At 41.0% G+C, this 22,137-nt stretch carries 32 protein-coding genes; 8 read left to right on the top strand and 24 right to left on the bottom strand.

Annotated features, from left to right (window positions below; genetic code table 11):
* The 9 genes from BUC01_RS10550 to BUC01_RS10510 all read right to left on the bottom strand — a co-directional run bounded on the left by BUC01_RS10550 (position 1) and on the right by BUC01_RS10510 (position 4,226).
* Positions 1–624 carry a hypothetical protein gene (locus BUC01_RS10550; RefSeq protein ID WP_025831329.1) on the bottom strand — a complete coding sequence of 208 codons (624 nt, stop codon included), beginning with the start codon at positions 622–624 and terminating at the stop codon, positions 1–3.
* Between the two features lie 48 nt (positions 625–672).
* Entirely contained in the window at positions 673–1,095 is a 423-nt protein-coding gene (locus tag BUC01_RS10545) for a NinB/YbcN family protein (RefSeq protein WP_025831330.1), read from the bottom strand.
* Positions 1,095–2,012 (bottom strand): PD-(D/E)XK nuclease family protein, encoded by a 918-nt coding sequence (locus BUC01_RS10540; RefSeq protein ID WP_073313692.1) that lies wholly within the window; start codon positions 2,010–2,012, stop codon positions 1,095–1,097. Before BUC01_RS10540 ends, BUC01_RS10545 begins: the two co-directional genes overlap by 1 nt.
* Positions 2,009–2,569: an ERF family protein gene (locus tag BUC01_RS10535; protein WP_025831331.1), complete on the bottom strand. Its 561-nt coding sequence runs from the start codon at positions 2,567–2,569 to the stop codon at positions 2,009–2,011. The genes BUC01_RS10540 and BUC01_RS10535 overlap by 4 nt, the downstream gene beginning before the upstream one ends.
* 146 nt (positions 2,570–2,715) lie before the next feature.
* Complete coding sequence (locus BUC01_RS10530; protein ID WP_139261852.1) at positions 2,716–3,060, bottom strand: hypothetical protein; 345 nt, start codon at positions 3,058–3,060, stop codon at positions 2,716–2,718.
* A 154-nt stretch (positions 3,061–3,214) separates the two neighbouring features.
* Complete coding sequence (locus BUC01_RS10525) at positions 3,215–3,430, bottom strand: hypothetical protein (protein ID WP_139261851.1); 216 nt, start codon at positions 3,428–3,430, stop codon at positions 3,215–3,217.
* Position 3,431: 1 nt separating this feature from the next.
* Positions 3,432–3,797 carry a helix-turn-helix transcriptional regulator gene (locus BUC01_RS10520; protein ID WP_025831334.1) on the bottom strand — a complete coding sequence of 122 codons (366 nt, stop codon included), beginning with the start codon at positions 3,795–3,797 and terminating at the stop codon, positions 3,432–3,434.
* Positions 3,798–3,799: 2 nt separating this feature from the next.
* Positions 3,800–3,952, bottom strand: coding sequence for a hypothetical protein (locus tag BUC01_RS10515; protein ID WP_159106499.1), 153 nt, complete (start codon positions 3,950–3,952; stop codon positions 3,800–3,802).
* 61 nt (positions 3,953–4,013) lie between these two features.
* Entirely contained in the window at positions 4,014–4,226 is a 213-nt protein-coding gene (locus BUC01_RS10510; protein ID WP_025831336.1) for a hypothetical protein, read from the bottom strand.
* 119 nt (positions 4,227–4,345) lie between these two features.
* Between BUC01_RS10510 and BUC01_RS10505 the strand changes: the two genes are divergently transcribed.
* Positions 4,346–4,663 (top strand): hypothetical protein, encoded by a 318-nt coding sequence (locus BUC01_RS10505; RefSeq protein WP_025831337.1) that lies wholly within the window; start codon positions 4,346–4,348, stop codon positions 4,661–4,663.
* Here the strand turns inward: BUC01_RS10505 and BUC01_RS25130 are convergent.
* The 3 genes from BUC01_RS25130 to BUC01_RS10495 all read right to left on the bottom strand — a co-directional run bounded on the left by BUC01_RS25130 (position 4,632) and on the right by BUC01_RS10495 (position 5,948).
* Entirely contained in the window at positions 4,632–4,856 is a 225-nt protein-coding gene (locus BUC01_RS25130) for a hypothetical protein (protein ID WP_139261850.1), read from the bottom strand. The two genes, BUC01_RS10505 and BUC01_RS25130, sit on opposite strands and share 32 nt — an antisense overlap.
* A 477-nt stretch (positions 4,857–5,333) precedes the next feature.
* Positions 5,334–5,699 (bottom strand): hypothetical protein, encoded by a 366-nt coding sequence (locus BUC01_RS10500; RefSeq protein WP_025831338.1) that lies wholly within the window; start codon positions 5,697–5,699, stop codon positions 5,334–5,336.
* Between the two features lie 3 nt (positions 5,700–5,702).
* A complete protein-coding gene (locus BUC01_RS10495; protein ID WP_025831339.1) occupies positions 5,703–5,948 on the bottom strand; it encodes a hypothetical protein in 246 nt (81 codons plus the stop codon).
* 176 nt (positions 5,949–6,124) lie between these two features.
* Here BUC01_RS10495 and BUC01_RS10490 point away from each other — a divergent pair, with 176 nt between their 5' ends.
* The 5 genes from BUC01_RS10490 (at position 6,125) to BUC01_RS25125 (ending at position 8,659) form a co-directional block, all read left to right on the top strand.
* Positions 6,125–6,568, top strand: a complete 444-nt coding sequence (locus BUC01_RS10490) for a helix-turn-helix domain-containing protein (RefSeq protein WP_025831340.1) — start codon at positions 6,125–6,127, stop codon at positions 6,566–6,568.
* The gene (locus BUC01_RS10485; RefSeq protein ID WP_034524208.1) at positions 6,546–7,193 is read left to right on the top strand and encodes a hypothetical protein; all 648 of its coding nucleotides are present in this window, start codon (positions 6,546–6,548) and stop codon (positions 7,191–7,193) included. Before BUC01_RS10490 ends, BUC01_RS10485 begins: the two co-directional genes overlap by 23 nt.
* Positions 7,194–7,399: 206 nt before the next feature.
* Positions 7,400–7,972, top strand: a complete 573-nt coding sequence (locus BUC01_RS10480) for a hypothetical protein (RefSeq protein WP_025831342.1) — start codon at positions 7,400–7,402, stop codon at positions 7,970–7,972.
* A gap of 35 nt (positions 7,973–8,007) precedes the next feature.
* The gene (locus BUC01_RS10475) at positions 8,008–8,523 is read left to right on the top strand and encodes a hypothetical protein (protein ID WP_025831343.1); all 516 of its coding nucleotides are present in this window, start codon (positions 8,008–8,010) and stop codon (positions 8,521–8,523) included.
* On the top strand, positions 8,501–8,659 hold the full coding sequence (locus BUC01_RS25125) for a hypothetical protein (RefSeq protein WP_175560877.1): 159 nt from the start codon (positions 8,501–8,503) through the stop codon (positions 8,657–8,659). The genes BUC01_RS10475 and BUC01_RS25125 overlap by 23 nt, the downstream gene beginning before the upstream one ends.
* Positions 8,660–8,713: 54 nt before the next feature.
* Here the strand turns inward: BUC01_RS25125 and BUC01_RS26080 are convergent, their stop codons facing one another.
* Positions 8,714–8,845 (bottom strand): hypothetical protein, encoded by a 132-nt coding sequence (locus BUC01_RS26080; RefSeq protein ID WP_262483994.1) that lies wholly within the window; start codon positions 8,843–8,845, stop codon positions 8,714–8,716.
* A gap of 582 nt (positions 8,846–9,427) precedes the next feature.
* Between BUC01_RS26080 and BUC01_RS10465 the strand changes: the two genes are divergently transcribed.
* Complete coding sequence (locus BUC01_RS10465) at positions 9,428–10,183, top strand: hypothetical protein (protein WP_025831346.1); 756 nt, start codon at positions 9,428–9,430, stop codon at positions 10,181–10,183.
* A 78-nt stretch (positions 10,184–10,261) separates the two neighbouring features.
* Here the strand turns inward: BUC01_RS10465 and BUC01_RS10460 are convergent, their stop codons facing one another.
* The 3 genes from BUC01_RS10460 to BUC01_RS10450 are packed head-to-tail and all read right to left on the bottom strand — an operon-like array spanning position 10,262 to position 13,448.
* Positions 10,262–12,271, bottom strand: coding sequence for an alpha amylase C-terminal domain-containing protein (locus tag BUC01_RS10460; protein WP_025831347.1), 2,010 nt, complete (start codon positions 12,269–12,271; stop codon positions 10,262–10,264).
* A 26-nt stretch (positions 12,272–12,297) separates the two neighbouring features.
* The gene (locus tag BUC01_RS10455; protein WP_025831348.1) at positions 12,298–12,744 is read right to left on the bottom strand and encodes a NanQ anomerase/TabA/YiaL family protein; all 447 of its coding nucleotides are present in this window, start codon (positions 12,742–12,744) and stop codon (positions 12,298–12,300) included.
* A 38-nt stretch (positions 12,745–12,782) separates the two neighbouring features.
* The gene (locus BUC01_RS10450; RefSeq protein ID WP_025831349.1) at positions 12,783–13,448 is read right to left on the bottom strand and encodes a DUF2461 domain-containing protein; all 666 of its coding nucleotides are present in this window, start codon (positions 13,446–13,448) and stop codon (positions 12,783–12,785) included.
* 299 nt (positions 13,449–13,747) lie between these two features.
* Between BUC01_RS10450 and BUC01_RS10445 the strand changes: the two genes are divergently transcribed.
* Positions 13,748–13,975, top strand: a complete 228-nt coding sequence (locus BUC01_RS10445; RefSeq protein ID WP_073313689.1) for a DUF6965 family protein — start codon at positions 13,748–13,750, stop codon at positions 13,973–13,975.
* A gap of 86 nt (positions 13,976–14,061) precedes the next feature.
* Here BUC01_RS10445 and BUC01_RS10440 read toward each other — a convergent pair whose 3' ends face one another.
* The 8 genes from BUC01_RS10440 to BUC01_RS10405 form a co-directional block, all read right to left on the bottom strand.
* Positions 14,062–15,759 carry an alpha-amylase family protein gene (locus BUC01_RS10440; protein WP_073313684.1) on the bottom strand — a complete coding sequence of 566 codons (1,698 nt, stop codon included), beginning with the start codon at positions 15,757–15,759 and terminating at the stop codon, positions 14,062–14,064.
* 13 nt (positions 15,760–15,772) lie between these two features.
* A complete protein-coding gene (locus tag BUC01_RS10435) occupies positions 15,773–16,600 on the bottom strand; it encodes a patatin-like phospholipase family protein (protein ID WP_025831350.1) in 828 nt (275 codons plus the stop codon).
* Between the two features lie 161 nt (positions 16,601–16,761).
* Positions 16,762–18,282 (bottom strand): 4Fe-4S binding protein, encoded by a 1,521-nt coding sequence (locus BUC01_RS10430; RefSeq protein WP_025831351.1) that lies wholly within the window; start codon positions 18,280–18,282, stop codon positions 16,762–16,764.
* A 27-nt stretch (positions 18,283–18,309) separates the two neighbouring features.
* Entirely contained in the window at positions 18,310–19,245 is a 936-nt protein-coding gene (locus BUC01_RS10425) for a DUF362 domain-containing protein (protein WP_073313681.1), read from the bottom strand.
* Between the two features lie 40 nt (positions 19,246–19,285).
* The gene (locus tag BUC01_RS10420) at positions 19,286–19,681 is read right to left on the bottom strand and encodes a phosphoribosyltransferase (RefSeq protein WP_025831352.1); all 396 of its coding nucleotides are present in this window, start codon (positions 19,679–19,681) and stop codon (positions 19,286–19,288) included.
* A 27-nt stretch (positions 19,682–19,708) separates the two neighbouring features.
* Positions 19,709–20,218 (bottom strand): hypothetical protein, encoded by a 510-nt coding sequence (locus tag BUC01_RS10415; protein WP_025831353.1) that lies wholly within the window; start codon positions 20,216–20,218, stop codon positions 19,709–19,711.
* Positions 20,219–20,371: 153 nt separating this feature from the next.
* Positions 20,372–21,493 (bottom strand): DUF362 domain-containing protein, encoded by a 1,122-nt coding sequence (locus tag BUC01_RS10410; protein ID WP_025831354.1) that lies wholly within the window; start codon positions 21,491–21,493, stop codon positions 20,372–20,374.
* Positions 21,494–21,618: 125 nt separating this feature from the next.
* The gene (locus tag BUC01_RS10405) at positions 21,619–22,113 is read right to left on the bottom strand and encodes an HU family DNA-binding protein (RefSeq protein WP_025831355.1); all 495 of its coding nucleotides are present in this window, start codon (positions 22,111–22,113) and stop codon (positions 21,619–21,621) included.
* Between the last annotated feature and the right edge of the window lie 24 nt (positions 22,114–22,137).

Genomic DNA, 22,137 nt, shown 5'->3' with positions numbered 1-22,137 from the left:
TTACGCTGCGCTCTTAGTTTTCTTGGTTTTCTTCATCTTCTTCACTTCCTTCTCCGGCTGGGGGGCTTCCACTACTGCGATATCCGCTTGAGGAATATCAATGCCGGAGGTCAAATCTTCAACTGAACCATCAAACGGCGTACCGTCTCCATCTTCAAATAATTCTCCTTGCTTGATTGCCCACTTCTTTTGCTCAATGTACTGCCGGACCTCAAACTTGATATTCTCTATCAACTGATACAAATCATCAGCATATTCATACCTATCTGTCTCCCCATCAAGCATCGCAGTAGGACTGTTCAGGTTAAGAACCTTACCTGTTAACAACATCCGGCAACCGGTGATCTGAATACCATTATTTATCGCATCTCCGGAGATGCTGACACCCTGAACAGATAACTTCACCGGAAGATCATCCTTCGCCCTTACCTCTGATAACGTACTGTTATACGCTTCTCTCTGTTCTGTTAATACTGCAAGGTGAGGGATTAGGGCATTCATGGCCTCTCTCAAATCCTTGTGAATGATATTACCTCCCTGATGCGTTATCACATCACCGTCAGCATTAGAATACACTACCATACAGGTGTTATCCTTCGTGATCTTCACTTTTTGAATTTCCATACTAAAACTATTTATGTATTAATAAAAAGAGCGAACCAAACGGCCCGCTCATCTTCTTCCATATTCTCCCACGAAACTCTCATAGAACCGATCAATCGGTTGAGGTAGATTAATACCGAGTTCCATCACTGCATCCACCTGAATCTTCGTCATGAAGTCCGACATCTGTTTGGTGTTCAACTTGGAAGAAGTATCATATATCATCACCTCTTCACCATTAACGAGGGCCAAACGGCTCAGGAACTTCTTGCAATAATACAGGTAAATATCATTCTTCGGTGTACCGGTCTCATCTTCAATACATCCGAACCACATCCACATCAAATCATTTTGGCTGATTGTTCTTTTCTCCGAACAGCGAACGATACTTAACTTATACCTGCCATTTCTGAGCTTAGAACATAGATAATCAAAGTCCTTTGACATCTTCACCTCACCATCATGCTTTGTTAGTATCGCTTCCTCTGCCATTATTTCCTCGGTGTTACTCTTATACTACCTTTTACTGCCGTCTCTTTCAGGAACTGCTTATAAATTGCCGGCTCACATTTCTCCAGCCCCTTCGCATCGAGAGACTTCTTTGTGGTAGGCATCACCCTTGATACGATAAATAACTCATGCTCACACTTTGATTCTCCGGTTTCTTCCATATACTGATACAATTCTTCGGAGATACGTTTCTTTTCCTCTGTGAGCTGTTTTATCTTTCCATCTAAGGAGATAATAGTCTGAGCTCTTTCGAATACCTCTACGGGGACTATTTGCCCGTTCTCCGGCAAGGGTATTTCAGAAGATGTAAATGGTTCACCTTTCATCTCACAATCAAACAACTTTTGTATTGTATCATTGTCGATCCTCTGAACTTCCTTCAACTCTTTCACTTCATTCCTCAACCAGATAGCATATAACTTCTTAACCCTTAGATGAGGGTTTTGCATCTCAAACATATAGGCATAGATACTCAACTGCCAACTCAACCAATCAACATCAAGCTTTGCCGTAGTCTTTATATCCGCAAGGTATACCTCATCATCATTCTCTGATTCTCCATCGAATATAACATCCACACTGCTTGCAAAAGCGACCTCATCAGAAATGAGATATTCATTAGCTATTGGCTTCAATCCATGCTCTTCTTTCAGGATCTTATAATTCTTCGCTTCCAGAACCACCGGCTCAATACCTAAGGCATCCACCAATTCACACTGTTCATGTACCAAGGTTCCTTTATCCTTTGCTCGTTCCAGCACGAAATCTGGTACACCATCATATTTATTCTGGAAAAGCTGATTCCGTAGGAGGGTAGTTACACCCTCCAACAAAATATCCTCCAGACGGTAGGTATGCCTCTCTTGGTCAAACACTACCGGACTTTCCTTCAACTTCATCTCTTCTCAATCTCCTTTCTTCGCATACTCAACGCATTCATAAACTTGCTGTTACCTCTGAATCCTTCACACTCATTATATATCTGCGTGAGGTCTGCCGTGGCTTTCGCATTTCTAATCAATTCCAATGCAAGGCTCAAACTATCCTCATCTACCTGCGGCTCATCCTTCCCATGCTTGTTGGTAGCATCCGGGTCTTTTGTGTCATCAATACAAAACAGACCATTCAAAGCATACTTTCTTGCATAAGAGCTACACGCTCCTGTGACTTGTGAAGACGCCATACCTTTCAATATCTCATCTTCACGGGCCATTGCCGATGTCTGAACTTGTTCCCCTTGACTATTGGTAAGAGTTGCCGTTGCCTTAATGTAGATACGAGTTCCAACCTGTACCACATCATCCGTAATCACTAATGAACACTTACATTCTGTTAGAATGGGTTTCACACTCTCTAAAATGTCCTCACAACTCCGGTACTTATATTTCCCAAAATTGTTGTACTGCCCTTTGGGGGCTTTCAGCTTCTGCTGAATCGTTACTAATTCTTGTACCATATCTCACTAAATTTTAGAATAAAACGTCGTAGGGCGAGAGAGAATCGAACTCCCATGTGGCCAGAACCTATGTTCTTTCCTCGCCCTCCAATCAAAAAACTAAAGCAAACAAAACACATCTCCAAAAGGAGAATCACCCTCACGGGCTATGATATCCAATCAAAAATTTCCTTCTTCTCTGACAGAGAAAGACTATCCAGAAAATCATTTTCATTCTCTTCATTCATCTCTTTAAGCCTCCAGCCTAATCTATCACCAATCATCTTCGCAATATTCGGATAGTCCTTCCTTTCTCCATCTGATACCGATAAATCAATGATCTCAACTCTACGATAGAAATCATCCATTACATCATACTCCACCTGAATAGATACCCCGAACCTCTCTAATACCTCCTCATCGCATGAATTGATCCTGGCACGATAAGCCAACCGATCTATGCTCCTTGCTATCTCATTCCTCACCTGAATTATCCTGTTCCTTCTTCCCATCGAACGCTGGCTTTAATAGATTCCTAAAAAATAGATATGCATATCCCAGACCAATAATCTGTAATACTATCGCTCCCTCACAACAAATCAAACCGATTGGCAGCGATAACACCACCATCAGTGAATAATAGAACCAATCTTTTGCTTTCATATCCTATGCTACTGCGTAACGCAACACATCACTGGCATTGCAATACAATTTTCCATTCTGTGACACACTTTTTTTCTCAGTCCTGATCTCGCCTTTCTCAATCAACCTCTGCAACCGGGTACGTCCCCCGACTATTGTCGCTGAGAACCGGAATCCGAATGTTTTCTGATTCATCACCCGATAGATATTTACCAGATGGTCTATTTGTTTTCTATCCATCTCATCCATCTTCATCACCTCCATAATCACATACATACTCTATCTTTCGACCTCTTCTCACTCTCATCGCTCTCATATTATCCAGATTATTACAAGTCACCTGCATAATCAGAAATAGGGCAGAGAACAATAATTCTAAACCATGCCTGCGTATCTCTTTCAAATCGAATCTACGCTGCACCCTCTCACATACCATATACAAAATAAGCTCGGTATCTTTCGATATTCCGAGCTTCTTGTATATAGCTTTTTTCTGAGTCTTGACGGTCCAATATGATTTATCCAGATTGTCCGCCACTTCCTTATCCGAGTAGCCTTTGCAATACTCATTCGCAATCTCTCTTTCAGCACATGACAGACTTTCCATACTTACGCTATTCTTTGAACCTTCACCTCCAGCTTATCCGTCCATGTCCTGAACTTAATGCCTTTCGCCCGAAACTTACGGGAGAACCGACCGACAGTCATTGTAACAGTATCAATTCTTTCTAACGGCCATTCTTCCACATCATTAACTTCCATATTGCGCAACGTGGGCGCAATAGGCTTTCTTTCATCCTCTTTCATTTTTTACCTCCTCATCTTAAAATTTATCTTCCCAAGAATGAATCAGGTTATGCAATACATTCAGCTTTTCACCTTCTCTTCTGCATTTCTCTGATTCCTGATTCCACCAAGTAGAATATTGCTTACTCGTTAACTTCTCTGCTTCTAACTGAGTCTGCAATTCTAGAACTACATTCTCCAACTCTTCCGGCATCATTTTAGCCAGACTTTCTTTTGTGTACTTTTCCATATCTTTGAAAATTAATGATTAATAATTTGTTCCCCTGAACCGATTCGGTCGGCAGCATCACGCTTTTGTCAGGGGATTTACTTAACTTTGTGGTGTCTAATCAAAAAAATTAAGTAATTATGAAACCTCAAGACTTTAAAATCAGAGCAGAAGAACTGATTAAACAATTAGATTCCATCCAAGCAGAAGGAGAAAAATGTTCTCTGAAAGACTACATGAATCCTTTCCCCGGCTTACAGGAATTACTAATTGAATTTGTACATCTTGTGTACGCATTCGATCATGGGTTGCCATTGAATAAATTAATATCTGATTTACCAAGTTTGAAATTCGGTTCTGCAATTCTTGGTAGGGCTTCTTTTAATGAAGAGAAATTCAAAGAAATCAGATACTACATGAATTTCTTCATCCAATACCTTGAGGATTATTACGAATAAATTCTATTCCTTCAGCAGGCATATCTCGTTTATTCCTCATTTTGTGATAATCAAGATATGCCCGTTCGACCATTTCATACAATCCATTTAAAACATTCATATTCAAAACGGGGACATCTGTAATGCTTAATGAGAATGTTGCATCCCCAATAAGTCTGTTGTTAGATTCTTGAAATTCTATCTGTACTTTCATACACTCAGTTATTTATTGGTTAATAATTGTGCCCCGATAAGCTCTCTCTGCTCTTCCCACCGGAGTTATCAGCTACTATACTTCACTGCATAACCGTTCGGGGCATGTTCGGCTGATTTACTTAACCCGTCTGCTTGCCTCGACCTTTCGGCTGCTTGCTTCGAACGTTGTGTGCTCGACCTTCTTATGATGCCGCTTTTAACGACTGGTCGCGGATTATTCCGAATAGATCACTTAGGGCAATCACTCCAATGGTTCCCACATCTCCACATCAAAGGGTAGGCTCAAAGACCAGATGGGGACCGGCTTAACGCTGCCGTGCGAAATATTAAGGATATTCAACCTGCGTCTCTTTTCAGATTCTCCCGAAGGATGGCACATTCTCAAAAGGACTGCAACGAAAAACTAAGCCTGCATGCGTGGCTGGAGTCCCATCAAAGGGTAGGCTCTATGACCGCTCCAGCCTGTCATCCTGAATCAAACTTTCAACAACTCCATAAGCATCTCTTTATCCACTTCCCAAAGGTTAAAACCTCTCTCAATCTTCCTGCGGAGATACTCTTTCTCACCAATCATGCTAATTGCCTTATCTCTCAAATCTGATGCACTCCACTTCTCAGCCTGTTCGATCAGGAAATTCGCCATCATTCTGCGCTCCTCAAATAATTCTCTCACCAACACCGTTTGTCTTTCAAGGTCAGAAAGTACTTGCGGAGCTTTCTTGTATGCATTGCAAAATGCATCCTTGTCGAGATTGGTATTCATATACACCTTTTCGATGTTTGCATACACTTCTGCCGTTACCGACCTTCCTGTTCTCTCTTCAAATTCTTTCTGTGTCATTACTTATTCCTCCTCTTCATTAAATTCATATTCATCTTCCGATATTCCCAAAAAGCCAAACTGGTTTTCAACCAAGAACTTCAACTCATCAACATTATCCTCATCCTCCAGGTCTCCCCAGAACTCACTATCAGCCTCCCAAACATTGGTTTCAACCTGATTGAACCCTTTTTTCAAATGCCAATTATCATTTATCGCTTCCGAAGCTCTTCCTGCCTCTCTCAATGAAACTCTCAATACCATTTTCATATTTCCTCCTTTTTTTATTCCGATACCTCGTTTGAGGTATTGTGTAATTGATTGATTATTTGTTCCTTTGTTTGATTGATACGTCAAAGAAACAACATTTGTTGATATAATCAAAGCTTATATCAATTCTATGTTGATATTATAACATATATTAATATTTAAGTTGATATTTGAAGATGGAAAAACATGAAAGAATAAAAGCTGCCTATGAATATTTAAGAAATATTGGCAAAGTTCATACTCAACAAGATATTGCTGATTCAATGGGTATGAAAAAAGAGAGTGTCTCACGTGCCTTTAGTGGAAATGAAAACTATCTTACGGATAAATTTCTCAATAAGTTCAATTTTACATTCGGTAATATCTTCAATATGGACTGGTTGTTAAACGAAGAAGGAGAAATGCTATATCCATCTCAATCAGTAGGGGATATTTCAAACAGTAACGTCTCTGGAGTTAATGTTAGTGGGAGAGAAATACATATAGCTTCTCCGGAAGCATACCATACACTATTAAAGATCGTCGAAACCAATCAAAAAACTACTGAAAAATTTCAAGAACAAATAGATAGGTTAATATCCATAATTGAATCTAAATATGAAATCACAAAAGATAGGTAATATTGAGAATAGTAATTTATCAAATGTCAACACCAATAATGAAAGTTCCATAGTTGGTTTAAAAAAGAATAATAGCTTAATAAAATATATACCAATAACTTTTTCTCTATTGGCATTGACTTTATCTATTATTGCATTATACAGGACATCTCCTATCACGATAGATTTATTCGGTGCTTCCGTAGGAGCTTTATCGTTTTTAGTTGCCATTTTAGCTATAATGTTTGGCTATAATATTTTAGGTATAAAAGGGCAAATATCCAAAGAGATACATGATGTGAGCCACAATATGAAAAATGAGATTGTTAATAACATAAGCGATGCTAAGGGACAGATATATTTCAGTTCCTCTGAATCTAATATACTTTCAGGACAATATCAACAATCATTTCATAATTTACTTCTATCTTTAGATGAACTAAATAAAGGTGGACTGTCAAGTGATGAAGAAATTGCCATTGTAGAAAACAAGATGCTTTATGTTATAAAGAAGCTAGATAATGAACATGATATTTCATTTACCGACAGATATACTTATGACAGATATGTTGAGATAGCTAAAAGGCTCAATTCTGAAATAGGAAATTCTATCTTAGAATTTTTATTTAATCATAAAATGAATTGAAACTTTATAATCCCTCACGCGCACGCACGCGTGTATATGTATATCTCTCTATTACTCTATATATAGGACCGTAAAATGACATACAAAAAATAGGGTTTTACCCGTAAAATGACATACAAAACTTTTGTACGTAAAATGACATACAAAAACAGGTTTTACCTGTAATATGACATACAAAGAATTTATAAACTAAATACATTATCACAATGAAAAAACTACTATTATTATTGGCTATAACATTTAGCCTTGGTGTATCTGCTCAGGAACAGGAACCAGCATCAAAAAGTAAAACGATTGCCTTTCTCTCAAAAGACGGCTCTTTGCTAAAGAAAGAATTCTATGATATAGAAGGGGGGAAGGTTAACGGTGTAGGGTTTCAGAATATAATTATCACTGACGAAAAAACAAAAGAAAAAGTAGGAGCATTGAGAATTTCAACTTCCTATTATTCATCAGCATTAAAGAACTCAGAGACTTTCATCGGTACATTAGATTACGATGAACTTGATGCTTGTATTAAGTCATTGGAATACATGAATGATAATATAATTAGAAAAATTCCAGAGACTTATACAGAATGTGAATATAGTTCCAGAGATGGAATTAGAATGAATGTGTTCTGGAGCTCCAAGAGAAAATGGGCTTTCATGATCCAGACTAAAAGTTATACTAATCGTTCTACGCAATACCTTGATATAACTTCACTACCAGTTGTCATTATCAATCTTAAAAATGCGCAAGTTCAATTAAAGGAAACGCTTGCGATTCAACCTAAATGATCCAATATGAATAATAAACTTTAAATAATACTATCATGAAACAAATTATTATCATGGCCTTAGCGGCTATTTTTATCCTATCAGGATGTAAATCAAAAGAAGAAAAAGCTCTGGAAGCAATCAAAAACGAGATGTTTAAAACATTATACGACTTTGAGAGCTATCAACCTGTCGAAACAAAGATAGATAGCGCATTTCTATCAATTTACACAGATTCTACTATTCTTAGTCATGGATATGTGTCCAGTGCAATTCTTGATGAAGTTAATACAACATTAGAAGAAGTAAAAGATGGCAATAGAACAGCCAAAATCTGGAGTGATTCATATTCATCATATGGTAGGGAACAATACAATGAGGCAAGAGAAAAAGCTGAAAAAGGGCTTGAAAAATTAGATATATACTTTGAGGCTATAAATGCTCATTATGACACCATACGACAACTTGCTCAAAATATTAATCCTGACTTCTATGGATGGAAAGTTACACATAAATTTAGATGTAAAACTAAAGGTGGCAACTCAACTCTTGGCACGTACATATATATTTGATAAGAAGATAAAAAATATTATTTATAAAGAAGACACAGAAGATGAAGAACTAACGACCGTTAAGGGCTTGATCAAAGAGGCTATAGAAGAAAAGGCGAAAAAAGAAGATACAGATGAAGAAAGCAATGATGAATAATACTATCTGTAACTGTTTTCAATCTGACCAACCTTGCACTGGCATCTGGCGCTGTCACTTCCTGACAACTCCACCACCGATCAGACCAGAAGACAAAGAACCGACTTTTGTGTCTGTGTACCGGGAGGCGAAGAAGAAAGGAATCCTGTCCTGTCCTTCATTTAACCCCGGAAAAATAGATACCATTTTAGACTCATTTTTTTAATAGACTTGTTTTTTTTGAAAATTAGCGTCATCATAACTAACTGAACACGAACTCAATAAGTCTCTTTTTGGAGAAGTTCTTCTAAGGCGTGGGTCTTGCGTTCGAATCGCAACGGAATCACTAAAGGTGGTTACTTCGGTAACTGCCTTTTTTGTTGTATATCAGTTTATTGCGTGGTAAAATAGGGTCAGTCCGATTAAAATATAGCCATTTATGTTATATAATGATTAATATTTATTGGTACAAAATCATGCACAATTATGCACACTAATGCACTACTTTTGATACCAAAAATATACCAAGAGTATCAAATGATACCAAAAACGTGATACCGATGTTTGGTTTCATTAACACCAATTTAAAAATTAAAAAGTATGAAGTACATTATAAGCATATAATTTGCTTTGATAAATTTCTTCTAACGCTTCAGCCTGCAAAACAAGATTTACGTAAAATAACACTTGTTACAGCATTTCTAAAAACTACAAAAAAGTTAAAAAGGTTTTGCTCCTATAACAATGAACACTAATTTTGGAATATCAACTTTTAAAAAATTAAAGCACATGAAAAAATTATTGTTATCCATTGCACTATGTTGTGCAGCAACTAACTTTTTTGCACAAACTACAGACCCAGGAGATCTGATTAACCAAGGAAAAGCAGCGCTTGAAGCTAAAAACTATCAGGAAGCATATGTTAAATTCAGTACTTACCTGACACAGACAAACAATCAGGATTCTGTAATTGCTTATAACTGTGGTGTTTGTGCCGACAAAATCAAAAAGCCGACAGAAGCACTTAAATATTTTGATATTGCCGTTCAAAAGAAATATAATCTGGGAAATGCATATGTAGGTAAAGCTGGTGCATTGAAAGATTTGAAAAAAGATGCTGAATATCTTGCAACCTTGAAAGAGGGCATAGAAGCAGCCCCCGAAAACAAAACTTTGAGAAGACTTCATGCTAATTATTACCTGAATGCTGGTATTAAGGCTCAAAAGGCTAATAAACTGGATGATGCTGAGGAAGCATTCAAACAAGTATTGGCTGATGATGATAAAAATACAAATGCTTTGTACAGCTTAGGTACTCTTTCTTATAATAAGGCTGCCTTAGTTCTGAAAAATGCTGCTCCATTGGCTAATTCGGATAAAGCGAAGTATGATGCACAGAAAGAAATCGCTGACAAGAACTTCCAGGATTCTAAAAAATATCTGGAACAGGCACTTCCCTTATTGTCAGCTGACAAACCTCGTGAAAAGAGCATGATAGATAATATCAAGAAATTATTGCCGCAGATTGAGGCACAACTGAAATAATCCATCAGAAATATAGTAAAAAAAGAAAGCCGTATCGGAATTTTAATCTGGTACGGCTTTTTCTTCAAGCATATTGCTCTATTTTGTTTTCTTCAATATCACCGCAGTACGTGCAGGAATATAAAGCTTCAGCCATTCTTTCTTCTCCTTTTCATACAGCGGATCAGCGACGGTGAAGTGTTTCACTGTATCGTCTGCAAAACCGTTACCACCATAAGCGGGATTATCCGTATTCAATACGACTTCATATGTTCCGGGAGATACCAAGAAGCCGTAATCAGTGAAGGATTGTTTCGGATTGAAGTTGAATACAAAGACATAGTCTTTACGCATATATGCCAATACCTGATCGTTATCGTTATGCCAGATTTCCTGAACGGGTGTTGCCTGGAAAGCTTTCACGCTCTTGATGATTTTTAGCATATCGGCATCAAAATCTGCCATGTAGTGGTAGGTGAGGTTTTTGTTATCAACCAAGTCCCATTGGCGTCGGGCGTATTTGCACGACCAGTCGTTACCTTCGCGTGGGAAGTCAATCCACTCGGGATGACCGAACTCATTCCCCATAAAGTTGAGATAACCTCCGTTGATAGTGGTTGCCGTCAACATACGTATCATTTTATGAAGAGCGATACCACGGTTTACGGTGTAGTTCTCATCACCTTTTTGCATATGCCAGTACATATCGGCATCTATCAGGCGGAAGATGATGGTTTTATCACCTACCAATGCCTGGTCATGACTTTCTGCATAAGAAATGGTCTTTTCATCCTTGCGGCGGTTGGTAACTTCCCAAAACATACTGGACGGTTTCCAGTCTTCATCAATCTTTTCCTTGATAGTCTTAATCCAGTAATCGGGAATGTTCATTGCCATACGATAATCAAAGCCATAGCCACCATCTTCAACTTTAGCAGCCAGTCCGGGCATACCTGATACTTCTTCGGCAATGGTCAAAGCCTTTGGGTTAACTTCGTGAATCAGCTTGTTGGCAAGGGTCAGATAGCAAATAGCGTTATCATCCTGGTGTCCATTGAAATAATCCCCGTAGTTACAGAATGCTTCGCCCAATCCGTGGCTATAATAAAGCATGGAAGTCACGCCATCGAAGCGGAAACCATCAAAACCATATTCTTCAAGCCAATATTTACAGTTGGAGAGAAGGAAATGTATTACTTCATTCTTTCCATAATCAAAACAAAGCGAATCCCAAGCCGGATGCTCGCGACGACCACCGGGGTAGAAGTATTGATTCGGATCACCGGCAAAATTACCCAGACCTTCCACTTCATTTTTTACAGCATGGGAATGGACAATATCCATGATAACTGCAATACCTAATCCATGTGCCGTATCGATCAGTTGCTTCAATTCATCCGGTGTACCGAAGCGCGAAGAAGCAGCAAAGAAACTGGATACATGATAACCGAAACTGCCATAGTAGGGATGTTCCTGAATAGCCATAATTTGGATACAGTTATATCCGGCCTTGGCTATGCGTGGAAGTGTTTTTTCACGGAATTCGTTGTAAGTACCTACTTTTTCCTCTTTTTGAGCCATGCCGATATGGCATTCATAAATCAGTAGAGGATCGGTAGAAGGCTTGAAAGCTCGTTTCTTTGCTTTATACGGTTTTTCCGGATTCCAGACTTGCGCACTGAAAATCTTGGTTTGCTCGTCTTGCACTACACGGGTAGCCCAGGCTGGGATACGTTCTCCACAGCCACCTTCCCAATGTACAATGAGCTTGTACAAGTCACCATGCTTTATAGCGTCTGCAGGAAGTTTGACTTCCCAGTTACCATTATTCTTGCGTTTCAGACTGTACTTCTTTTGTTCTTTCCAGTCGTTGAATGTACCGACTATGAATATCTGTGTGGCATTGGGCGCCCACTCACGAAAAATCCAGCCATCTGCTGTGCGGTGTAGTCCGAAATATAAATATCCCGAGGCAAAATCAGACAAGGTCTGTTTCCCTTTGTTCGTCAGTTCAGCTTCTTTGTCTAATGCATGCTGATGACGGCCGTTGATGGCATCTTCGTAAGGTTCCAGCCATGGGTCGTTCTTAATCAAGTTCAATGTTTCCATAAAGGATGAGTTTTTGATTGGAGTTATTATGCTTTCACTTTCACGATGACTTTCTTCACTCCGTCGGGAGAGATGCCGGGAGCATGACCGTCTTGGGGAAAGAAGATGGCAAACATACCGGGTTTCACGGTGATGTAGGTTTCAGCCAGTCCTTCAAAGAAAGTGATATCTTTTTCTGCATTGTAAGGAGCATCAGCCGGTACACAATCTTTTCCTGCTGTATAGCCCATTACTTCCGGTCCGGAAAGTGGTATCTGGATGTCGATAAATTCATTGTGCGTTTCCAGTTTGGCCTGTTCTTTAGCTTTAGGGGTAGTCTGAGCTACGTTTACAACCAAGTCTTTACCTTTTAATTCGGTTTTGCCAACTTCCATTGCGTTTAAATCATGTGACTGCAAAAACTCAATAGCCTGGGCAAATAAAGGGTTCAACGATGCATATTTTTCTAAATTTTCTAATCTATCTACTACCATAGCTTTAATGTTTTAAGTTAGTTATTTATTATCAGATTTTATTCGAATTCATCTATTGTATAATTCAGAAAATCGGCAAAAGGTTTCATTTGCTTGAAAATATCTGCTGTCCGATCCAGAAAATCAGGTTGCAGGAAGAAGTCGTCCGGTTGGCCGCAATAACAAGTATAATCCTTGCATTTTAGGTATTGCGCATACTCGAAATCCTTCGGGAAGCCTTTGGGGACAGTCTTCAGAAATGTTTCGCCGATTACTGGGAAATACTGTTTGAAAGCGGGAGCTTCAACAATGCTGCGATATTCATCTATATTATCATAGATGGCCTGCCGCAGAGCTTTCAACGTCTTTGGAGGCAGGCAATAGCTGCCGCCCGCCAACAGACAATTACCCGGTTCGATGTGAACGTAGTAACCGCAGTGGTCCGATTTCTTACCGTGGGCGTTGATATATCCACCCAAATGAGTTTTATACGGGGTCTTGTCTTGCGAAAAGCGCGTATCACGATAGATGCGGTAAGTGCAATCTTTGGCCTGTACTCCGCGGATGCTTTCGTCGAAGAGCGCGATACGGTTAATGATAACCGATAATAAGTTCTCAAATTCATAGCGGGCTTCTTCATATAAGTCCTTATGAGCGTTGAACCATTCACGGTTGTTGTTAGCGGACACTTCTTTCAGGAAGTGAAAAATAACAGGGATGTTCATATTCGTATTTTCCTTATTATCTGACAAATTTACGCATAATTTTTCTAACATACTACAAAGAGGGACAAAAAAAGCATCGGCTCTGGTAAACCGATGCTCCTTACACATTTATCAATCAAACAGACGCTTCTGTTTTTGATGTACTTACTTATCACAAGCGGGTACGTCTCCTTTAATTAATCTTATATCTAATACTATGAAAAACACAATTATATAACACAGCCCCACAGAAAAAGTTCGAGGGGGTAGGAGGTATTTTATCATTTGTTTGTATCTTTGTAGAAAAATTATACGAACATATGGAATATAAATATGATGAAGAGAGCGTGAATGCCTTGATGAAGTGGGCTGAGAACGCACAGTTACCTAAGGAGGTACAACTGAGTGAAGCTGAAAAAATAATGGATACGAAGCAATATGTGCAGGCAAATCTGAGTGATATCAGAGCACATTATCCGGATGAATTTTATAATCCCGCCATTCAACGTCTATATAGGTTAAAGAGTAAAGCGGAAGAAGGGGAATAAGACAGATATCATTTAATATGAAGCGAAGAATCTGTTATCTTTATTGTGTGAAAGAAAAGAGACTCTTCGCTTTATTCTGATTTGGCTTATAATTTAATCTTTAAAATCTTACCACTACAACCTTCCAGCGATACTTCCGTAGCTTTATAAGGCAACAGGCTGATATTTTCTGTTTTATCCGTCAGCAAATCGACTGCCGGATAAACATCCATTTGTGGTATTTGCAAGAAATCAAAGGCATGCGAGGGGACATTTATTGCCACATCCACTGAAATATGATCGAAATTCACGATTATGAACAATAATTCATTACCCGCTTTGCGCAAGAATGTATATTGTTTATGTTCATTGAAGCGCCAGCCATTTACGTTAGCATACATCAAATCGAAGAATTCACCTTCAGTTATTGCTTTTTCTTCATTGCAAAGAGTCAGGATGCGCTGGTAGACGCCATATATATGTTTTTGATCTTCTGTCAACATCTTGCCATCAAACTTTCCGCCATTTCGCCAGCGACGGATGCTATCGACACTCCAATAGTCAAAAATAGTAGTTCGTCCGTCCCTGCCGCTGAAGCCTTCGCTATCCATGCCCAGTTCTCCGAATTCCTGCCCGAAATAAATCATCATAGGATTGGTGTTCATACAGGCGGAGACAATCAGTCCCGGAATTGCTTTACGTGGATTTCCGACAAAGAAATCAGAAGCAATGCGTTGTTCATCGTGGTTTTCCAGGAAGTTCAACATCCGTTTCTCGATTCCATTCAGTTTTTGCCATGAGCGGGTGATGGCTGTGGCGGAATCATATCCGCAAATCACATTGCGGAGGGTATCATAAAGCCCTACTTTGTCATACAGATAATCGAACTTGCCACGGAACAGATAGTTATGATATTCTGCCGGATTATAGACTTCGGCAATGAATAACAGATTGGGATGTTGCTCCTTAACCTGTGGTACCACCCATTCCCAGAACTCTACCGGAACCATTTCCGCCATATCGCAGCGGAAGCCATCAATATTCTTATCCGCCCAAAAAAGGAGGATGTCCAGCATCTTTGTCCATGTATCGGGAATAGGGCTGAAATGACGGGTTCCACCATTCTGATAATCCACACCATAATTCAGTTTTACGGTTTCGTACCAGTCGTTTATGTTGGGGTATGCGTCAAAGCGGTTATTTCCCGTAGCTTTTGCAGGACATTCTTTATATGGTTCGGCAGCAGCCCCCTTCATGTCAAACTGACCGTGTAATTCAGATTGAGGTATGTAATAGAAATTATTGTATGGACTGAATGCATAAGCAGGATCATCGTTTGCTCCTAACTGTGATGTTCCATCCGGTTGTGCGTCCGAATGATACTGGCGGGCTACGTGGTTGGGTACAAAATCGATAATTACCTTTAAGCCACTGCGATGCGTGCGTTGCACCAGATTCTCAAATTCTTTCATACGTTCCGACACATCATTGGCAAGGTCAGGATCTACATCATAATAGTCCTTGATGGCATACGGGGAACCCGCTTTACCTTTCACAATGGCCGGATGATCGGGACATATGTTATAGCGTCGGTAATCCGTTTGTGTGGCATGTTCGATGATACCGGTATACCAGATATGGGTTGTTCCGAGTTTTTTTATTTCAGCCAGTGCTTTGGCGGTAAAGTCCGCCATCTTGCCACATCCATTTTCTGTTATGCTACCGTTATTGATGCAGTGATTATGATTGTTGCCGAACAGGCGCGTAAACACTTGATAAATAATTATTTTTTCTTCTTTCCCCATTTTCTTTTTTATTTTACGGTTTGATAATTGCTTCTTCTTTCCAAACGGAACCTTTGTCCACTTTCAATTGATCCAGAAGGGTGTTGGCTGCATTATATCCTTGCATAAATATCTCTTCTGCCTTCTCCAGTTCAGTGTTGCTGTACCCGTCCAGGTTATACGGTTCTATCAATAAGTCCGCTTTTTCACGCTCCGGAAAAGTATTTGCACGAAACATGAAATGGTAAGAACGCATGGCGATACTTACGATATTCATCTTGTATTTATTCGCCATCAGCGGACTGACATTGACTGCCACCACTTTATCGCACACGCGCCGGATGGTGGAAACCGGTAGATTCATGAACAATCCTCCGTCTACATAGTGCGTACCCTCTATCTTTACCGGAGAAAAGAGTATAGGCATACAACAAGAGGCCGCCACACGTTCCGCGATTTCCCCTTTATGGAAATGAACCGAGCGTCCGTGGTCGAGGTCGGTAGCGGTAATGATGAGAGGAATCTGCAATTCTTCCATCGTCTTGGCTTTCAGGTTGGTTTTCAGGAAGTCGATGAATTCACCTAACTCGAATAATCCCACTTTGGGAATGACCAATTTAGTCAAATCCTGAAACTTATGTCCGGCGAAAAAGTCCAGAACTTTGTGTGGCTCATTGCCGTCGGCATAGAACACGCCGGCTAAGGCACCAGCACTTACACCCGAAAGGATATTGGGTTTGATGTCATGTTCCAGCAATGCCTGCATCACTCCCAGATGTGCAAAACCCTTGATGAAACCGCCACTCAAAGCATAACCGACAGGATATTTCTTCGTAAACCAATTATTTGTTGTTACCTCCATGTCAAAAATCTACCATATATTTGTTCGGCACGAAATTAGTGATTTTATTGTAGGTTGAAAGGAAAAAGGGAGAAAAATGTGCCGAGATAGAGAAAAAGTAACGCCTGCCTCCAATTTATTTTGCGGAAGACAGGCGTTAGTGGGGATCGGGAAATATTCAATCAGAAACCGAAATCATCTACCTGAATTTCTTCCTGATGATTGTCGGTGAAGGGTTTAGCTTCTTGTTGCACAACGTTTCCTTCAATGTACACAGCGCGGAAGGGGCGTGCAGGACAGATATATTCACAGCCACCACAACCTACGCAAATATCCGTATTTACATGGGGGATCGTCAATCCGTCCTTATATGGTATCATCGAAAGAGCCTGCGTGGGGCAATGCTCGGAACAAGCCCCGCAACTGGTGCCGTCCCGATAAACAATACAGTTTTCTTCGATAAACACAACCTTGCCTATCTGTGTCAGATGTTTCTGTTCCTTCGTCAGAGGCAGGATAGCTCCGTTCGGACAAACATCACTGCACACAGTACAGTCAAAGTTACAGAATCCTTTTTCAAAATAGACGGTCGGCTGCATCATTCCTCCGATGCCATATTCCATAAAAGCAGGTTTCAACACATGAGAGGGACATTTGCTGACACATAAATGGCAGGAGGTGCAATGTGCCTGAAAGTGGTCCTGGCTGATAGAACCCGGTGGCGTTATCGGTGTTTCCCGTTTGTCGCTTTTCATTCCGGCGGCAACGGCCACTACATTCTGTGCCTGCGCCATTACTTTAGGGGCGGTAGCGGCAGTTGTCAAACCTGCAACCAGAAAACGGCGTTTGGAAGCATCAGCAACAGTCTGTTTTTTACTTCCGAAAGGCATGGTATAGCGAAGTGCGTTTTGTCGGCATTCACCCAGGCAATCAAAACAATCTACGCAACGACTGTAATCAATGGCTTGCTCCTTGCTATTGATGCACGATGCTTTGCATTTGGTGGCACAGAGTCCGCAATGATTGCATTTTTCCGTATCAATGCGGACTTTGAATAATGAAAAGCGACTGACGAATCCGAGCAACGTACCCACCGGACACATTGTATTGCACCATGTACGGCCGTATCTCCATGCCAGGAAACCAATCAGCAGGAATGTTACCAAACCTATAATAAATGAAGAGATACTCAACAAAGAGGCGTCCACCTGATAAAATGTATAGTTGTTGAACCTGGAGAATACACTCTCCAACAGATTGTTTCCTAACATATACACAGGCTTGAATACATTGGTCACCATACGTCCGAAAGCACTGTACGGGTCCAGGAGACCCAAAATCACAGTGAAATTAAGGAGAAAAGCCACGGTTGTCACACCCAATACCCCCCAGCGTAATATTTTCCTGGCGGGAGAGTAACGGAAACGTTTCTTTTTCTTCGCTGTCTTCTTGGAAATCCAGGTCACTATATCCTGAAAAACACCCATCGGACAAACGGTGGAACAGTAAATGCGGCCTAAGAACAGTGTTATCAGTATCAATACCACCAGCGTTATAAAACTCAATGATACCAATGCCGGTACAAACTGCACATGAGCCAGTCTGTGGAAACTATTCGGCAATATTTCCGCAAAATCCAGAAAATAAAAAGTTATCAGTCCGAAGAAGACGACGGACAGTAGAATACGTGCTTTTCTCAACATAAATGTGTGTACTTTTATACTCTCGAACTAAAGTCTGATTCGCTTTACATTCAATTTGTCCAAATCCATCGTTCCAATTTTCAGCGCTTGTCCGTTAGCAAGGTGGGCAACGCTTTCAAGCGGCATTTCACGAACCTGGTTGAAGAACTTGGTGGCGGCTGTATCCACAGCTACGATATCCTGCGAGATGAACAATCCCTTTGTCAGGACTACATCGGAGGCGGAACGTCCGCGCGGACCATTTGTCTTCAAGACACGGTAGGCGTCTACTACATTCAGCACTGCTTTCTTATCCATTGTGCAGATATCTGCAATGCACTGTTGCAAATCATTGGAATGGAAGAAACCACGGTCCCAGACAATCCCCATATGATTTTTCATTGAAATGGTCAGATTGGCACCTCCATGATTTTTCAGAATGGGAACGTTAATCCAAACATCACTATTTAAGATTGCTTCATGCACTTTGGCACTTTTCATACGCTTACCTTTCGGTAAGGAAACCGGTTTGTAGTAACTTTCCAGATGGGCGGGCATTACCTTTGCACCGGCAGCTTTGGCAGCAGCTTCTATACCACTGTTTTTATAGCACTTCTGCCAGTCGTCGCAAGTATGGTCGAAAACCGTCACTTCTTTCGCGCCTGCGGCAAGGCATTGCTTCACAATCTCGGCAACAAGTTTCGGATTGGTGTTACCTGCCAGTTCGGGCACTTTGTCCCAGCCGATATTGGGCTTGACCACTACTTTCTGTCCCGGTTTGATAAACTGCTTCATGCCACCCATTTCCGCAATGGCACGCTGGAACATCGCTTCGGGTTCTCCACCCATCACTGCTACCAAATCCACTTTACCGCCGCCTGCATTTGTCAGCTTCTGCGCCAGTATATCCATTGCTTCCGAGCGTTGCACGGTCATCACTGCACCCGTCACCGCCAGAGTCTTTAAGAAATCCCTTCTGTCCATAGGCCCTTTGTTTAATTTTCAATTATTAATTATTAATTTCCTACACTATCCAGGGGAATTTGAAACATGTCTCATCAAACAGGGCATAATCTGCCGTTCCGTTGACTGCGAATGTTTTTATCAGGCGTGCTTCTTTGAGTAATTCGCACGCTAAACGAATGGTAGAGCCGGTCTTAATCCGGTCATCTACCAATAAAATGCTTTTATCTTTGAAATCAAAATCAACCGGAGCCAGCAACTGAGGTGCATCGTACTTGGGATGTTGATATTCATCCCGCAAGTTGATGCGCAGCAGATGCACTTCCTTTTGTAAACGTTGATTGATGATGCCAGCCGGAACGATACCGCCATTAGCAATTGCCACGATCATATCAAAATCATCGTGGAACTCAATAGTGCGGAAACGTTCCAGCACTTCTTCCATTGTTTTTGCCATATTCTATGGGAGATTAGCTGTCTGTTATTAAAGTTTAGAGATGGCTTTCAGCAAAGCGTAACCACCGAACCACTGAATCAGCATACCCGGAACACCTATACGGAAATCCTGTACAGCCACGAAGAAGTTACCGCACAAAGCCCATTCAAAAGCTGTGCCCAGCGCTTGGTAAGTAAGAATTACGCCAAGCAATGCGATTAATGACACCTTCTTTGTATATCGTGCAGCAAGTGCGGCAGCTCCTGCAAGTAAACCAGATTTAACCAATAGCACAGGCAATGCGGCTACGGCAGGCATACCAAACAGTAAATGATTAACCACCGGAGAAAGCAAGGCCGTAAGCAATCCCACACGGAAGCCGAATTTATAAGCGGCAATCAATGTAAAGAAGTAGATAGACAGCAATGTTGGTCCACCCATAGGTGCCAGATGGCAAAGTTGCGGCAATGCGATATTTCCTGCGACAAATAAGAATGCAAACAAATAGGTCTTTACGTTACTGAACGACAAAGAGTAGAGTTTAGCAGATGTTTCCATTATTCAATTGATTAGATTTAATTGATTATTAATTTTGTTTCTTCAAGATACAAAAGTAGGGGATGAATGCTCGTCACATTTAAAGATTTGTATCAATCCTTATAAGTTTTGTATCGGTACGTTTATAGTAAGACTCTTTTGAGCGGAAAAGGTTTAAATCTTCACCAATTCATATTGCATAGTGCCCAGACCGATCTTTTCCGCATGGCGCAAGCCCGCCAGCCAATCCGTATTCGGATGCATCAGGTGGAACTTGTCATGACCGCACAAGTCATCATGTTCATGCTCAGAAGAGAGACGGTTTTCCGTATGCAGGATAGGAGCCTGGATTACCATATCCGCGCACGCTTTATCCAGAGCTACGGGATCAGTGGAAGCCAAAATGCCGAGGTCGGGGATAATGGCAGCGTCATTATGGTTCCAGCAGTCACATTCCGGAGAAACGTTCATGATGAAGCTGATATGAAAGTTCGGTTTATCTTTCACTACTGCCAGAGAATATTCGGCAATCTTGTAATTCAACCTTTCGGATGTATCTTCATCACCCATCACGGCACCGTCGTATTGGCACAGGGCAACACATTGTCCGCAACCCACACACTTTGCATAGTCGATTTCAGCTTTACGTCCGGCATTCAGATGTACGGCATTGTGTGCACAGTGCTTAACGCAGATATTGCAGCCGATACAACTTTCCGTGTCAATCTTAGGCTGGGAAGCCGAATGCAGTTCCAGTTTTCCGGCTACACTGGCACAGCCCATGCCCAGATTTTTTAAAGCGCCGCCAAAACCGGCCTGCTCATGCCCTTTGAAGTGGTTCATGCTGATAATGATATCGGCATCGGCAATAGCTGTACCGATTTTGGGAGCGGCACAATATTCGCCATTCAAAGGAATTTCCCGGCAATCCGTACCTTTCAGCCCGTCGCCTATGATAACCTGGCATTGAGCGGATATAGGATTATAACCATTTTCCATTGCGCTTTGCAGATGGTCTACGGCATTGGCACGACGACCTGAATAAAGCGTGTTGCAATCTGTGAGGAAAGGTCTTGCGCCGTTCGTACGCAATAGGTTTGCCATGCGTGCCGCATAGTTCGGACGAAGATAAGCAAGATTTCCGGGTTCTCCGAAATGAATTTTGATAGCGACAAAACTATCCTTTAAAGGCAGTTTTTCAATACCGGCTCGCTTCACCAGGCGTTCCATCTTATCGAGAAGATTAGAAGTAGGAGAGGTACGCAGATCTGTGTAGTATACTTTTGATGTTTCCATATAATACCTGTTTGTTGTTATAGTTACGTGCAAAAATAACAGATATTATCCATATAAATAGGTATAAAACAAAAAAAGTAGCGGAAAAAATTCCGCTACTTTAACTTTCTCATTCCGGACAGAGATTATCCTAACGGATTCTCATCTACGCCTCCACCGCCTTGGCTACCACCGCCCTGGTTGCCGCTGTTTCCACCATTACCGGAGCTACTGCCGTCCGTATAGTCTGTGTCTACCGGAACTGAACGTGTCACACTCATTTCGCCCAGTGTGCGTTGGAAAATCTTCCCCGGAGTAAATACGATACGTTTGCGGATGATGTTACTTGCCGTAACCTTATCAGCCGAGTCTTCACTCTTTGCCTTAATGGTGGGACGGAAGATACCAAACTCACCCAACTGAACGCTTTTTCCGTCGTCAATGTCCTCGGCCATTATATCTACTAAGCCACTGACTACTAAGTCCACAATCTTGCGATGCACTCCGCAAAGGCGACTGACCTTTGCACACGTCTTACTGAAACTCATCTCTCCCGAACGAACGGACTTAGCTACATACTTCTCGGTTTTTGAATCGTCAAAGCCAAACACTCTTTTTGTCACTACATACTCTAAAGCCATAATTGTTAAAGTTTAAATGGTTAA

It is taken from the genome of Bacteroides stercorirosoris (assembly GCF_900142015.1).
GTDB lineage: Bacteria > Bacteroidota > Bacteroidia > Bacteroidales > Bacteroidaceae > Bacteroides > Bacteroides stercorirosoris.
This window is presented reverse-complemented; position numbering and strand designations above follow the sequence as displayed.